Raw genomic sequence first — 15755 nt, 5'->3', positions numbered from 1 at the left:
TACACTAATCTGATGCGACTATGAATATCGACCATGAGTATCGAACCGACATCTCCAGTGGATGGAACCGTAAACATATTCTAGGACTGCAGGACCTCACCCGGGATGAACTCAATATCATTCTCAACCAGGCAGCAGAATTTAAGCGGCTTGCCGCCATTGGTGAAACCAAATTAACACCATTAGCCGGTACTGTTGTCGCCAACCTCTTCTTTGAACCATCTACCCGAACCCGTATCAGCTTTGGGCTGGCAGCCAAGCGTCTCAGTGCGGACACCGTTGATTTTTCCGCTTCCGGCAGCAGCCTCTCCAAAGGGGAAAGCTTTGTTGATACTGCCAAAACAATCGAAGCGATGGGAGTATCATATGTAGTTGTCAGGCACAAAACGCCGGGTGCTCCACAACTGCTGGCACAACACCTGGACGCCAATATTCTCAACGCTGGCGATGGGACACACGAACATCCCACCCAGGCGCTCCTCGATATTTTCACGATCCGGGAACATTTTGGCAAAATTGAAGGGCTGACCGTCACGCTGGTAGGAGATATTCTGCACAGCCGCGTTGCTCGTTCAAATATCTGGGGGCTGAAAAAGCTGGGCGCCCACGTGATTGTCTGTGGTCCAACCACATTGATCCCCAGTGAAATCTCAAAACTGGGAGTGGAAGTCTCCAGTAACCTGGATGACGTTCTCCCCCGAACAGACTGTCTGAACCTGTTACGGATTCAGTTTGAACGTCAACGGGGGCACTACTTCCCTTCCATCCGGGAATACGCACACCTCTTTGGTATGAACAAGCAACGCATTAACAAAGCCAAAGAGAATGTCTTAATCCTCGCGCCGGGTCCCATCAACAGGGGTGTGGAAATTACTCCTGATGTGGCTGATGGTCCGCACTCAATCATTCTAGGCCAGGTCAGCAATGGCCTGATCATCAGAATGGCCTGTCTCTACCTGCTTCATCTACAGCGAACTGCCTCCTTGGGAACTCCAGGATGAAATCGATTCTCATTAAAAATGGTCGTATTATCGACCCTTCACAAGATCTGGACCAGTTGGGTAACCTGTTAATTGAAAACGGGAAGATTACCGGTCTGTGCGAAGCGACTGTCACTGCTGACGAAACCATTGACGCCACAGGTCTGATCGTCAGCCCGGGATTCATTGACATTCACGTCTCCCTGTGCGAACCCGGCTTCGAAGAAGACGAAACGATTGAATCGGGAACCGCTGCGGCGTTAGCCGGCGGTGTGACTTCTCTCGGATGTCTGCCGAATACATCGCCCGTGGTTGACGATCGCTCTTCCGCTGAGTTTATTCTGCTCCAGGCGGAACGTGCAGCGAACTGTCATGTCTATCCTCTGGGTGCTATCACCAAAAATCATGAAGGAAAAGAACTGGCGGAAATCGGTCAGTTGGTTGCAGGAAAAGCTGTCGGTTTTACCGATGCTGACCGTCCCATTGATAATGCGCAAATCATGCGATGTGCGCTGGAATACACCCGCATGTTTGACCGCCCGATCTTAAATCGTCCTCAGGTCGCAGAGCTGACTGATAAGGGACAGATGCATGAGGGCTTTTATTCGACAGTACTGGGACTCAAAGGCATCCCGTCCGCTGCAGAGGAGATCATGGTCAACCGGGATATTGCCCTGGCAGAACTGACCCGGGGGCGAATTCACCTGATGTGCATCTCCACCCAGAACAGTGTCTCACAGATTCGTCGCGCCAAAGCTGCTGGAATTCGTGTCTCTGCCGATGTCACCCCCCACCACCTGACACTCACTGATCAGATGCTGGAGAATTATGATCCTAACTTCAAGGTCCTGCCTCCACTGCGTTCCCAGGAACACATCGACGCTTTAATCGAAGGCTTGAAGGATGGCACAATTGATGCGATCTGCTCCGACCACACCCCCCACGCTGCGGAAAAGAAAACTGATGAAATTCTGGGAGCTGACTTTGGAATTATCGGCCTGGAGACGCTACTGCCTGTCTGTCTGCAGAGCCTGATCACTCCCGGTCACCTCTCCTGGCCTGAATTGATCGGGAAACTGACACGGGGCCCTGCTCAAATCCTGGGACTTGAAAAAGGGACTCTGGCGGAGGGAGCAGACGCTGATATTACCCTGATTAACCCGGATATCCGTTACATTCTCGAACCTGCCCTACTCAAATCATCCAGTCACAATACTCCATTTCTTGGAAAAGAACTGCAAGGCAGGGCAGAAGTCGTCATTGTTTCCGGCGAAATCCGATTTCGAGCCGAAAATTAAAAACTTCGCTACACAAAATGATCGAAGTTGACGTTCCCTTCCGTATCATCGACAATATCATTCAGTGATTGGCAAGCAGGGTCTATCGACTTCAGATTGTCTCAAGTTTCAGAATCCCTGAGTCTGATTCAATGTGAAAACGCTGATCCAGACTCGGTAGTTCAGGGAACGGTAAATCTGTCCGTAGATCAGTGAGAGTTGCGGTGCCATTCCGACTTCAGCGACCGTTTTCTACAGATCACAGTCATTCATTTTAGATGGGACATGAAATTGATCATGCAGGACACTTTATTCAGGTTTGATCTGGAGCATTTCACGGGTACTGTCCGAATACTGCTTCTGTCGACAGTGTTGATTCTGTTTCATGGTTGCGGTGCAGAAACCTACGAAAAACGACTCAATGAAACATCAAAATACTTTGCCTACGTGGATACCCGAAATCAGGCGCTTTCCGGTTTCTGGTCATCTCCTACTATCAAAATGAGAGTGCCCCTTGAGTTTCAACAGATGGAGGCCCCGAAAAATCCTGTAGCATCAGCATCAGATGAATCAGAGTCTCCAGCACCGGAGCCAGCACCGACCATTGATCCCCGACAACCTGACTATGCAGACCTGGTACTGCCCGGACTGGAAGGTGCCTGGCGAGCCGAAGTACCCGTCGATCAGGAACAGGATCGCGTCGAGCATCCCGCGTACCTGTATGTTCTCAGTAATCAGTCACTGCTGAAGGAAAAACGTGAAAAAGAGGCACTCGACTTTTTCAATAGCGTCAACAATCAGATTGCCCACACTTTTGACCAGTTTCTGAATCCGGAAAATTTTAAATCAGAACGATTTCCCAAGGGGAAAGGATATTCAAACCCCAAATCATTTTCTGTAGGTACCTTTGTTCCAGAGATGCCGATCAATGGAGTTCCTTATCAGTTTCAGATTTACTTGTCCGAATCAGGAAATCAACAGGTGGTGATTCTACTGGTGATACCCCAAAATATTGCTCGTGCATCAAAACTTAAAGAACAGATGGATTATAGTCTGGAAACCGTGGAAATCATTCCATCAGCATCTCAAGCCCCGTCAGAAAGCGCAAAATTCTAATCAGCAGATCAGATGCAGGATCGCATCCCTTTTAATCACGGCATCTCTCATCCTGTTAAACGCAGTTCAGAGGGCAGGGGAATCGAAACTGTAAACTGGACTCAGACTAAATAGCGTTTCCCGACACCATCGTTTGATTCGCTACTCAATCTCTCCATTAGATTATTGATATATGTCACTTATTCACCCCGGTTTATTACTTGGAATCGTTCTGGCAATAATCCCGGTGATTTTACATTTCCTGCTCCGTTCAAAACCCAAAAAACTGATCTTTCCTGCTCTGGCACTTCTGCAACGTAAAAAAATCCAGAATTCCCGCAGGCTCAAACTTCGTCATTTCTGGCTGCTGTTACTACGCATTCTGGTAATTGTCGCGATTGTCCTCGCGCTGACCAGGCCTTCACTCCCTCCGGCCAATTATGGTTTTTCGACCTATGAACTGACCATGCTGATTACCATCGGGCTGATCGCGGTCCTCGTATACCTCGGCCTGATGCGTCATTTTCAGAAACAGCGAGTTTCTCAGCAGACCCTGAATACACGTCGCACATTTTTACGCGGTGGCATCGGTGCAGCGGCATTTCTACTGGTGGCGTTACTGGTTTTGTGGCCTTATCAGAGACGCATCTTTGCAGAGATTTCTGAACCGCTTCCCGCAGTGGCTGAGAACATCCCGGTCACCGCAGTCTTTCTGTTTGACACCAGCCTCAGTATGGATTATCGACAGGACAGTCTTTCTCGCCTGGACCAGGCCAGAACGATTGCTGATGAGCATTTAAGCAACCTGCCAGCTCAGAGCAGGGTCTCTGTCATGCATAGCAGCAGCGAAGATAATTTTCCCTTTCAATCCGATCTGACAGCAGTCCAGTCCCGTATCAAGTCACTGAAAACATCTGCATTCTCCCTGTACCTGGACGATCGCCTCCGCGCCGCCATCAATCGGCAGGAAGAAGATTTCAAACGCAGCCAGTCAGCACAACAATCCGTTAGCTCCCAGACGGCAGGAGCAGATCAGTTTGTTCGGGAAATATATATTTACACAGACCTGGCCCGTTCGGCCTGGAGAAGCCAGCCAGCACAATCGATCAGACAGCAGTTGGAACGTCTTAAATGGCTCGGAATTTATGTGATCGACGTTGGAGTTACCAATCCGAAAAATATCGGCATTTCGCATATCAACCTCTCGCGCGAAGCGATCACGCTCGGCAATTCCGTAACTGTCAAAGCGGAAATTGTGACCTCCGGAATTACAACAGAAAACACCACTCTGGAACTCTATACTCAAAATGAAAAAGGCCAGTTGATCAAACGTGACCAGCGTCTCCTGTCAACCACCGGTACCTCTGCAGCAAATTCCGATTCCGAGACTGCACCAAAATCAAATCAGGAAACGCAACTCGAAATGAGTCTGACCAATGTCACTCAGAAGGTCACTCAAGGCGAACTTCGGCTGACTTCTTCCGATCCTTATCTTCCAGACGATGTCCGCTATTTCACTGTTCTGGCCGAACCACCTCCCGAAATCTTAATTGTCAGTCCGGACCCCGCTTCAGCCCAAGTCTGGAGTGCTGCTTTGGCACCGGAGAAACTTGTCGCTTTAAAGAAAAATCGCTACCAGTGTAATGTGATTTCGCTGAATGAACTGGAATCGACGCCGCTGGAACAATACGCGGCCGTCTATCTGATTAATGTCACCACTCTGCCTCCCACCGCCTGGCGATTGTGTACCGAGTACGCGGAAAATGGCGGCGGAATCTGCTTCATTTTAGGCAGTGATGGAGATGCACCGGAATCTATGATTGTTTCCTTCAATTCGCTGGCAGCCCGAAAGTTACTTCCGCTGGAATTACTGGGATCACTCAAATTCATCCCTCCGGAATTCCTTGATCTGGAAAATAATCCCCATTCACTGTTTGAATACTTCAAGGAACTGGGTGGAACGGGAGAACTGGCTACAATGGAAGTCTCCCGCTACTGGCGCGTCGAACCGACCGATAAAGGACAGGTGATCGCAACTTATACTGACTCCAGAAACTCTCCCGCAATCGTTGAGCGCAATCTGGGGCAGGGGAAAGTAGTCGTACTCACGACCGGCGTCGATTCCTCTGGCTGGAGTCAACTCCTGTATGCCCGCTGGTCCTATCTGGCATTCGCAGATCAGCTGACCCGCTACCTGATCCACACGAGATCAAATCGTGCGAATTATATAACTGGTGAAATCGCCAGTTATCAATGGCCAGCGACAGCCACGAGACCAGAAACATTTCTGTTGAGAACCCCCGATTTAAAACAATTGCTGATACAGGTTAAATCGGGAGCGCAGCAGGTCACGATACCGGAAACCACCGCTCCAGGTCATTACCAGTTGATCGATAATTCCAGCAATACTGCTCGTTCTTCCAGCGGCTTCAGTGTGAATATCAACGCTGCAGAAAGTAACTTTACGCCGATTTCTGAAAACGAACTTGATCAGTTTCTGGGAGCCGATCGTTACAGCATTACTCACGATATGGAAGGACTGAAACGTACAATTCGCACCGGCAGACTTGGCGTGGAAATTTTTCCCTTACTGGCAACACTGCTGCTGCTGTTGTTCTGTCTTGAACATTTTACCGCGAACTTTTTCTATGAAATCGATCAGGCAGCCGAAACGACTGCCTGAGTTTGAGTCTGACCCCATTCTAATTTCCTGACTTTACAGACATACCATGCAACCGATATTTGAACCAATCTGGTCCTGGCCGACGATGATCCTGCTGATCATCGGGTTGATCACACTGGTTCTTACCACATACCCCAAACGTGTCAGACATTTCTCACCGACAATCCGTCGGCTGCTGATTGGTTTAAGATTAATAACGGTGTTGCTCCTGGCATTCATGTTGCTGCGCCCTTCCATTGAATTCAGTGACCAGACCAGACAGCAGTCATGGCTGTACATCGTTGCTGATGCCAGTCGCAGTATGCAGACTGAAGATGCTCCTGGCAGTGCGCCCCGCCGCAATGAGTTATTAAAAACTCTTCAAACGGTTAAACCACGACTCGATAATCTTGACAAAAATATCGGCATCCGGCGTTTTGATTTCTCAAGCGAACTGATTCCCGTTGAGGCTTTTTCTGAAGAGGCTGCAGGGGATCAGACAGCAATCGGCTATGCGTTGGAAATGATTTCCAGCCAGTTACAACAGGATCGTCTGGTAGGAATCCTGCTGCTTTCCGATGGAGCAGAACGAACAGTGCCTCCCTATGATGTCGATGCCAAAACTCAGGCCAGCTACTTCGGCGACACAGGTATTCCCATCTATACGATCGGCTTTGGTTCATCCAGCCTCCAGGATACAACATTGGATCTGGTCATGGAGAGCCTTGTTATTGACCCGCTGGTATTCGAGAAAAAAAACACTCCCATCAGTGTTAAGGTCCGCAGCCTGGGAGCAGCCAATCGGGATATCACCGTGCGACTGCTGGTTGAAGATCGTACTGGAATCAAAAAAGGCGAAGCGGGCAAGATGGTCCCCGCATCAGCCTACGGTAACTCCCGGGTCGCAACCCAGATCCATCCGAATCAGAACAATGAACTTACCACGGTGGAACTCTTCTGGACGCCGGAAATTCCCGGCGAATACAAAATCGCTGTAGAAGCGGTTCCACTGGAAGGTGAAATCAAACAGACAAACAATCGACTGGAAACGATTGTCACGGTTCAGAAAGGGGGGCTGCAGGTCGTTTATTTCGACTCCCTGCGACCCGAGCAGAAATTCATTCGTTCCATGAATGATCCTAAAATACAGCTGGATTATATTCCGGTGGGAAACGGTTTCTCCGGAAACAACAAACCTATTAATGCAGACCTCAAAGACCTCGCTCGCTACGACGTATTCATCATTGGAGATGTCCCCGCCGACACTTTGGGGCCCACAGTCCTCCGCAAAATTGCAGATCGTGTTGAACAGGGAGCCGGCCTGCTGATGACGGGCGGATATCACAGCTTTGGCCCTGGTGGCTACGCGAATACCCCGCTTGAGAATTTGATCCCGGTCGTCATGCGTGCCAACGAAAAACAGGCCGGGAATGCCATTGCCAAAGATCTACATTACTTTCAGGATCTGAAGATGGTACCGACCTCGCTGGGACTGCAGCGCTATGTGATGCAGCTGGATAGTTCCCGAGAGGCAAACCGACAAAAATGGAACATGCTGGCTCCGCTCAAGGGGGCCAATCGCCTCAAGAAAAGGTTTGATACCGTTGAAGTCCTGGCAGAATCCGCCGGAAATGAAGCCATTCCGCTGCTGTTTGCTTCAGATGTGGGAAATGCACGTGTCATGGCATTTGCCGGCGACACCACGTTTCAATGGTTCCTGACCGGGAATCGAAACGAACATGAACGCTTCTGGAGGCAGATGATTCTCTGGCTGGCTCACAAAGAAAATGAGACTGACCAGAGTGTCTGGGCACGTGTCGAACCGCGTAACGTTGCCCCGGGAAGCCAGGTCCCTGTTCTGTTTGGTGCCCGGGATGACAAAGGAAAGCCCATTTCTGATGTTCAATTCACGGTACAGGTCACAGGACCTTCCGGAAAAACCAGCAAATCGGAAATACAGGGGACCGGGGAAACATCAAGAACCACTTTTTCACAAACGCAGGAACCCGGTGATTACTGGGTCACGGTCAGTGCAGTAAAAAACGGAAACTCACTCGGCTTCGACGCCATCACCCGATTTATCGTCGATCCACGTGATCTGGAACTGGATAACCCGGCTGCTGACTACTCTCTGCTGGAATCCATTGCCTCCCTCTCAGGAGGTAGTTCTTTGCCACCTGAGGAACTGGAAAGTTTTCTGACGCGGATGAACAAAGAAAATTTATGGAATAATGACCTGACACGGTACCGGCGCGTGTCCCTGTGGGATAACTGGTACTTCCTGCTCTGTTTCATTCTTCTACTCAGTGCAGAATGGTTCTTCCGGAAACATAAAGGTCTGGTTTGACTGCCTTTACGGGCATTGTTCCAGTCTCGAAGAGAAAATCAGGGAAAATCAATTCTCCCTGAAATTTCTGGAACATTCATACCATCACCGACGTCGATCATTCTATAATGGGTATAAGTGATTTCTTTCTATTTCTAATCTGATTCAGGCACAGGCTTTCCATGTCAACGGCATCCAATCCGAAGCAGACGACCGAACAGCGATCTGGCCAGTATGCCAAGTTTGATGAATATGTGGATTATCAGGTTTCAAAAACCGGATCCAATATCAAAGCCAATGATCTGCTGACAACAGCTGTGGGAATTACCGCTATCTTCCTAGGCTACCTGCTGGTATTTGTCCTGTTCGATCACTGGATCATCAAAGGCGGGTTCGGTCATACCGCGCGTCTGCTGATGCTGGCAGGAGTTTTTATTGCCTGTCTGGGCTGGGCCGTCTGGAAACTGATTTTACCTTACTTCAAAAAAGTCACACACCTCTATTCCGCACATGCTCTTGAACAGACGTCTGCTGAGATGGAAGGTTCGCTGCTGAATCTGATTGATCTGAAAAACTCCAAACGCGCTGTTAATCCTGAAATCATCAACTCGCTGGAAAAACGCGCAGCGCTGACACTTTCACAAACCGATACCGAGCAGGCTGTCGATCGGCGTCCGCTCATGCGACTTTCCTATATTCTGTTGTTCGTCGTGGCCCTGTTGTGTTTTTATGCACTCTTCTCGCCAAAAGAAATCTGGCCATCCATTTCAGCGGCCATTTCCTTTTCCCCTCAACGAGAGTTTGCCACACAGACCCAGATCAACTCCGTGACACCTGGGAACACAGAAGTCCTCTCTGGGAGTCAACTGGAAGTCATCGTTGACCTGCGGGGAGAAGTACCGGAAACGGTAACACTGTTCTACTCATCCAGCGACGAAGGCCGCGTGGACGAGCCTGTCAAACTGCGTGCCATGGATGAGACTCTGAAACGGTACCAGGGCATGATTGTCGGGATCAACGGACGCGGGATTCGCCAGGAGTTAACCTACCATATCAAGGCGGGAGATGCGACATCAGAAGAGTTTCAAGTCAAAGTCATTCAGCCACCCTCTGCGACCGTACACTCGATTCGTTATGATTATCCGCAATACATGGAATTGGCAGCGGTTGAGCAGCCGGGGGGAGCCATCGATGCCTGGGAAGGGACGAAAATCACCCTCGATGCGACAACGAATATGCCAATCACTTCCTTTGAAGTTCTCTTTTCTGACGAAGAAGATTCTAATTCATTGCTGGAAGAATTCCGAATCGAAAAGAAGATCAATAAGAATTCGATTACTGCTTCCTGGAAGTTGAAACTGCGTGCAGATGGATCCTTTCCCAGATTCTATCAGATCAAATGCCGAAACGAAGCAGGTCAGACAACCCTGTCACCGACCGTCTATCCGCTGATGATCCGTCCGGACCAGGCTCCGGAAATCAGCTTGCTGACACCAAAATCAGATCTGAAGATGCCCGCTAACGGTATCGTCCCCATTTCAGTGATCGCGGAAGATCCGGATTTCAAAATCCGTTATCTGAACCTGAGAGTTGATAAACAACAGGTTCGGATTCTGGATAAAACCCTCTTCGAAGGCGCTGAAAAGAGTGTGGGACTCAATCACGATTTCGAACTGGGGCCACTGCGATTGTCCCCCGGCGAGACCATTTATTTCTGGGTCGAGGCTCGTGATAACAAACACCCGTCTGGTAATCGCCAGAATACCCCCAAGATCAAGATTGAAATCACAGAGCCTGTCACAAAGGAAGAAGCCCAGAAACAACTCGAAGAACAAAAACAGAAAGCGGCACCCCAGAATCCAGACACCGATTCCGATCAGAATAACAAATCGGAACCGATGGAAAACAAATCTGAGAAAGCAGACCGGAAATCGTCTGATCAGGCAGATCCAGACAAAAAAGAAGAAGGACAGCCTGGGGATCAAACCAAACCTGGTGAAGAAAATCAACAGGAGAAAGGTAGCCAGAAACCGGGCAAAAAGAATTCTCCTCAATCCGAATCAACTGACCCTCAAAAGTCAGAAGAGCCGGGCGCTGGTCAGAAACCACAGAAATCTGGCGAAAAAGAGGAACTGGACAGCGATGGCGCCGATGACCAGGAAGCGATAAAACGTATTCTGGAGCAACTGAAAAAAGAAGGGCAGCAACCAGAACCGGGTTCCGAACCAAAACAGGAGCCGGACGCGGAAAAACAGGAACCTGGAAAGTCGGAAAACGATCCACAGATGCAGGACCAGAAATCATCTGGCGCTAACGGCGAAAAGAACAATCCTTCTTCTGATACCGACAAAGGCTCAGAAGGCGAACCTCAGAACGCGCCCGACAAGAACTCAAGCCCCACGTCTTCCGACAAGGCAGACAAACCGGATCATGATCCCAGCGGAAAACAGAAACCGTCTCAGACTGACTCTGTTCCCAAAGGCAAACAGGAACCGGCTGATCCTTCAGATGATGCGATGAAAACCAAATCAAATGGCGATCCTAAAGGAAAAGCAACCCCGAACCATGATCCTGACGCGGATCCCCGTAGAACCGATAAAAATGTAGAACGGGACCCGAACCAGAAACCTGCTACTCGTCCTGGTCAAAAGGATTCTCCCTCCAATGCTTCTTCCCCAAAGCCCAATTCGGATAATCCTGATTCAAAGACTGAAGGTACCGACAATGCTTCAAAAGCAGATCCAAAACAGGGAATGAGGAAACCTGATAAATCAGACCAGAACCCGTCCCCCTCCGACAAACAGCAACCTTCAAATAAACCTGATTCCAAACAAAAGCCGGACCAGCCCGATGGTTCCAATGAACCGCCTCAGGACAAAGGTCGCCTCACAGACCAGAAATCAAAACAACCACAGAATGGCGAGAAGGGTAACAGTTCTCAAAACGACCAGGGGCAGAAAGGGAGTCAGCAACCAGGTAAAGGAGATTCTTCCGGACAAAAGGGCAATCAGGAACAGAGCTCACAGAAACAGCCTGCTGACTCGAAGCAGTCGATGAATAAGCCAGACTCAGACAGCAAATCTGGCGAGAAATCTTCAAAGCAGAACCAATCCGGCCAGAATAAATCCGGCGAAAGTAAATCTGGTGAAAAAGGTGGCAATCAATCGGGTGGGGAAAAAAGTGGTTCAAAAGGTGACAGCCAGTCCAAGTCAAAATCAGGAGAAAGTTCCACCTCCAGTTCCAGTCAACGGTCTGGAGATCCGCAGGGCAGTGGCTCGACCAAGGGAGGGCAGTCTGCAGCATCGGATAATCAGGATTCTGGAAACGCCTCGCCACCGGGCCTGCCTGAGGCAGAAGATGCCAATCTGGAATACGGAAAAGAAGCCGCCAATCTGGTTCTGAAGCGAATTAAAGATGAACTGAAACGCAAAGAGGTTGATCAGGAACTGCTCAAAGAACTGGGTTGGACCAAAGAAGAGATGCAGCAGTTTTCTGAGCGGCTACAGAAGCAGTTGCAGACTCCGGAGCAGGAATTACAGTCGCCTGAATCGCTGGCCCGGAAACGTCAGTTCGAAGAAATGTTGAAATCACTCAAGCCCGCGAATCGGGCAGGACAGCGCGAACGAACCAGTACCCGAAAACAGAATACTGACAGTATTGGCCCCCGACGCCTGCCCGTTCCTGAAGAATACCGGGAAGCATACGAAGCCTTTACGCGTGGTTTATCTGAGAAGCAGGCCTCAGATAAGTAAACCATGACCGACTGTAAGATATCCCGTTTATGACAGCAGCAATTCCAGATCGTCGCTCGAGAGGTTCTTGAGGACGCTCTGGTTCTCTTCCAGGATCGCATCCGCCAGTTCCCGCTTCTGCTGCTGCAATTCGGTGATTTTTTCTTCGACCGTATTGCGGCAGATCAGCTTGTAAGCAAACACGCGTTTGGTCTGGCCGACACGGTGTGCCCGGTCGATCGCCTGTGTTTCCACAGCAGGATTCCACCAGGGATCCAGAATGAAAACATAGTCCGCGGCAGTCAGGTTCAAACCCAGGCCTCCCGCTTTCAAACTGATCAGGAAGACGCCACAATCTTTGTCGGTCTGGAACCGGTCCACGCGTTCCTTACGGTCACGGGTCTGACCATCCAGATATTCGTAGACGATATTCTTCTGATCCAGGTGTTCCTGCACAATTGAAAGCATACTGGTAAACTGCGAGAAGACCAATGCTTTGTGACCTTCTTCAATCAGTTCTTCCAGATGTGGAATCAGTACATCCATTTTTGCAGAAGCGTCCAGGGCCCGACCACGATCTAACAGAGCAGGGTGACAGGCCGCCTGGCGCAGACGTAATAACGCTTCGAGCACATGAATTTTGGTTTTACCCAGACCTTTGGATTCAACCATTCCCAGGATGGAATCCCGGTAGTGCTGTCTCAATTCGTCATACAGGTTGGTCTGATCTTTACCCATATCACAATACAGAGTCTGTTCGACTTTTTCAGGCAACTCGTTGGCAACCTGTTCTTTCGTCCTTCTCAGAATGAAAGGGCGTAATGCATTGCCTAACATGACACGGGCATTTTTATCTTCGATATCATTCGTATAAGCTTTGAAGACGGAACTGCGTCCCAGCATTCCCGGATTCAGGAACTCAAAGATTGACCAGAGATCTCCCAGATGGTTTTCGACAGGGGTACCACTGAGTGCAATCCGATGACGGGCCTGTACCAGTCGCGACGCTTTTGCCACCTGCGAACCCGAGTTTTTGATCATCTGGGCTTCATCGAGCACAGCATAATCAAACTGGATATCTTTGATCTGAGTAATGTCACGTCGCATCGTCCCGTATGTCGTGAGCACCAGGTCATATTCCGTCAGTTGTTCAATCAGCTTACTGCGATCGCCGCCTGCATATTCAATCACTTTCAGCTCAGGGGTAAACTTGGAGGCTTCCTGCATCCAGTTAAACATGAGCGATTTCGGTACAACAGCCAGTGAGGGAAGATGCTCGCCCCGCGCCCTTTTCCGCCGTAGCAGCAGCGCCAGGAGTTGAACGGTTTTTCCCAAACCCATGTCATCGGCAAGACAGCCACCAAAATGGAAGTCCTGCAGGAACTGCAGCCAGCCCAGGCCTTCCAGCTGATATTTGCGCAGATCTCCTTCAAAGCCATCTGGTTCTTTATCGATAGAGATTCCCGAGAAAGAGCGAATCTTTTCACGGATTTCATCGAACTTGGCATCAGTCTCTACAAACTCCTGTGCATTCAGCAGCGCATCCAGCAGCGCGACCTGATTGGGTGCAAATCGCAGATGATCTTCATCCGTGACTGCTATTCCAGCCAGAATTCCGTATTGTTCGATCCACTCTTCCGGCAGGATCCCCAGAGATCCGTCATCAAGGCGAATCGATGAATCGCCGCGTGCCAAGGCGGAAAGCAACTCAGGAAATCGGACGGTCTGACCTTCGAAGTCGACATCGGCATGCAGTTCAAACCAGTCAATGCCCGATTCAACCTTAAACATCAGGCTGGCCGGTTGATGGACCTGCTTACCATCGGCGCGAACGGCCCAACCCTCTTTGATCAGTTCGCGGACCGCTCCTCCCAGATCGCGTGCGGAGATCTCAACATCCCGTCCTTGAATCCGCCGGTCGAGCAGTCTGCGAAAACCGCTATCCTGCAGCAGGGTCCAGGCACTCGATTCTTTTTCCCGGTTTCGGAGAATGCAGCGTTTTTCTTCCCGGTCCACGATCGCCCATTGGGTGCTCGAGCCGGATACCAGATGATCCAGGTAGTTAAAGTGGATCTCACCATACAGACGATCCTGCTGCCAGCGTTTTTTCTGCGGCGAATGGATCAGCAGTTCCGGCAGGGGATCACAGGTCACTTCTTCCAGATGCAATTCTTCAGGAAGTTCCAGCCGAGGCAGTACCGGCATATCCAGCAGACGATCAACCAGTTCCTGCTGCTCGCCTTCTTCCACTTCGATCGTTTCGTTCAGCTGAATCATTTTGATCCAGGGAAATGCATCATAGTCTTCGAGAGGAGTAATTTTATCATGGGTCAATACCAGGCCCCCCGCGACGATCAGTCGTGCAGAGGAGATCTGTAGAACTTCATCGTCCCGTTTCAGATGACCGTGCAGTTTCCAGTTGGAATTTTTCCGGTCCCGTTCTACCCCCATGCAGAACTCCCAGGTATGCTCGCCATCCCATGTCAGGGAATCAACATCGTCGGGCTGACGATCCAGGTAACGTACATGCCCCGTACCGCACATCAACGGCAGAATCAGTTCACACAGTTCATAGGGAATTCGATAACGAAATGCAGCGACCTGAGTTTCTGTCTGCTGTGCCCGCCAGTTTGTCCGTTCGGGCGTTCCCCCGGACAGATAGGCCAGAATCCGTCGGTCGTCTTCATGTTCGACTTCCTGAAGTTGACCTGCCTTCAGCTTGAGGGGTTTCAACTTGCCCCATTGCCCATTCGCTCGTCGCTGACGCTGAGAAGTCTGAACGACCAGTTGCCCGGATTCGAGGCTTTCCTCGATGTCGATTTCATAAAAGATCTCTCGTTCCTGCTGTGTCGTTTTGGAGAGAACGGGAGTCAGAGCGAACTCATTCTTTAGCTCAACCAGACGTGCTTCCCAGTCACGCAGACGCGGTTTGGAAGAAACCGCTGTTGACTGGCTGCTGCTGGTACCAGATTTGGTTTTACGAGACCGCCCGCCACCCAGATCAAAATCGTCGGGCATCGAAAACTCGAAATCGTCCACCTCGTCTTCAAAAGAGATCGGGGCATTTTCGATGATAAACGGCGGAATGTAACCCGGTTTAACCGCACCGGCGAGGTAGCCCGCTTCATCCACGGCCAGGATAGCGGCCCAAAGATGCTTACAGACATTGAACTTCTGAAACTGGTCACAGGTGCAATATGTTTTCAGATTGCCATCATCGCGTGACAGTTGCGTCTGGTACTCGACACCATCGCGCACCACAGCAAAAATATGATCAGCGGTGATCCGGGTCAGTTCAACCCGTTCCGCTTCTATATATGCTGCACCACGAAATCGAATATCGGCACGAAATTGATTTTCAAGCAATTCTGCCAACGTCATGGACGGCCTCCTGCCTGATCCCAAAACGCGTTTCGCATTATTGAGACACTCCCGGATATTTTCATAAGTCAGTCCTGAATTGAACCTGGACCAACGCTGGTATCGGTCGGAACACAAACATTTTAATCGTGCGGCTCTCAAAAAAGCCTGTTGAAGAATTGGGCCTTACAACCCTCAAACCCCATTCAGAGCGCATCTTACGAGGTTACTAGATCACCGTTGCTTTTGACCAGTCATTATGGCGGGTTTTCTTCTGAAATTTTGACTTCCATCAAAAAAGAATGTGAACATTCCGTTATCTCA

At 49.9% G+C, this 15755-nt stretch carries 7 protein-coding genes; 6 read left to right on the top strand and 1 reads right to left on the bottom strand.

Annotated features, from left to right (window positions below; translation table 11 throughout):
- Positions 1-20: 20 nt before the first annotated feature.
- The 6 genes from GmarT_RS11970 to GmarT_RS11945 all read left to right on the top strand — a co-directional run bounded on the left by GmarT_RS11970 (position 21) and on the right by GmarT_RS11945 (position 12092).
- Positions 21-1001 carry an aspartate carbamoyltransferase catalytic subunit gene (locus GmarT_RS11970; protein WP_002648184.1) on the top strand — a complete coding sequence of 327 codons (981 nt, stop codon included), beginning with the start codon at positions 21-23 and terminating at the stop codon, positions 999-1001.
- The gene (locus GmarT_RS11965; protein ID WP_002648185.1) at positions 998-2278 is read left to right on the top strand and encodes a dihydroorotase; all 1281 of its coding nucleotides are present in this window, start codon (positions 998-1000) and stop codon (positions 2276-2278) included. Before GmarT_RS11970 ends, GmarT_RS11965 begins: the two co-directional genes overlap by 4 nt.
- Positions 2279-2554: 276 nt before the next feature.
- Entirely contained in the window at positions 2555-3373 is an 819-nt protein-coding gene (locus GmarT_RS11960) for a hypothetical protein (protein WP_002648187.1), read from the top strand.
- Between the two features lie 172 nt (positions 3374-3545).
- Entirely contained in the window at positions 3546-6035 is a 2490-nt protein-coding gene (locus tag GmarT_RS11955) for a vWA domain-containing protein (protein WP_081459575.1), read from the top strand.
- A 46-nt stretch (positions 6036-6081) separates the two neighbouring features.
- Positions 6082-8361, top strand: a complete 2280-nt coding sequence (locus GmarT_RS11950; RefSeq protein ID WP_002648189.1) for a glutamine amidotransferase — start codon at positions 6082-6084, stop codon at positions 8359-8361.
- Positions 8362-8522: 161 nt separating this feature from the next.
- Positions 8523-12092: a hypothetical protein gene (locus GmarT_RS11945; protein WP_002648190.1), complete on the top strand. Its 3570-nt coding sequence runs from the start codon at positions 8523-8525 to the stop codon at positions 12090-12092.
- 27 nt (positions 12093-12119) lie between these two features.
- On the opposite strand, the gene GmarT_RS11940 is transcribed toward GmarT_RS11945, so the two are convergent.
- Positions 12120-15452, bottom strand: a complete 3333-nt coding sequence (locus GmarT_RS11940; RefSeq protein ID WP_002648191.1) for a DEAD/DEAH box helicase — start codon at positions 15450-15452, stop codon at positions 12120-12122.
- Between the last annotated feature and the right edge of the window lie 303 nt (positions 15453-15755).

The organism is Gimesia maris (genome assembly GCF_008298035.1).
Taxonomy (GTDB): domain Bacteria; phylum Planctomycetota; class Planctomycetia; order Planctomycetales; family Planctomycetaceae; genus Gimesia; species Gimesia maris.
The sequence above is the reverse complement of the archived record's forward strand: the minus strand, read 5'-3'. Positions and strand labels throughout refer to the sequence as shown.

Bases quoted from the DNA above. Each gene is read 5' to 3' on its own strand.
- GmarT_RS11970 (WP_002648184.1), top strand. From the start codon at position 21: ATGAATATCGACCATGAGTATCGAACCGACATCTCCAGTGGATGGAAC.
- GmarT_RS11965 (WP_002648185.1), top strand. From the start codon at position 998: ATGAAATCGATTCTCATTAAAAATGGTCGTATTATCGACCCTTCACAA.
- GmarT_RS11960 (WP_002648187.1), top strand. From the start codon at position 2,555: ATGCAGGACACTTTATTCAGGTTTGATCTGGAGCATTTCACGGGTACT.
- GmarT_RS11955 (WP_081459575.1), top strand. From the start codon at position 3,546: ATGTCACTTATTCACCCCGGTTTATTACTTGGAATCGTTCTGGCAATA.
- GmarT_RS11950 (WP_002648189.1), top strand. From the start codon at position 6,082: ATGCAACCGATATTTGAACCAATCTGGTCCTGGCCGACGATGATCCTG.
- GmarT_RS11945 (WP_002648190.1), top strand. From the start codon at position 8,523: ATGTCAACGGCATCCAATCCGAAGCAGACGACCGAACAGCGATCTGGC.
- GmarT_RS11940 (WP_002648191.1), bottom strand. From the start codon at position 15,452: ATGACGTTGGCAGAATTGCTTGAAAATCAATTTCGTGCCGATATTCGA.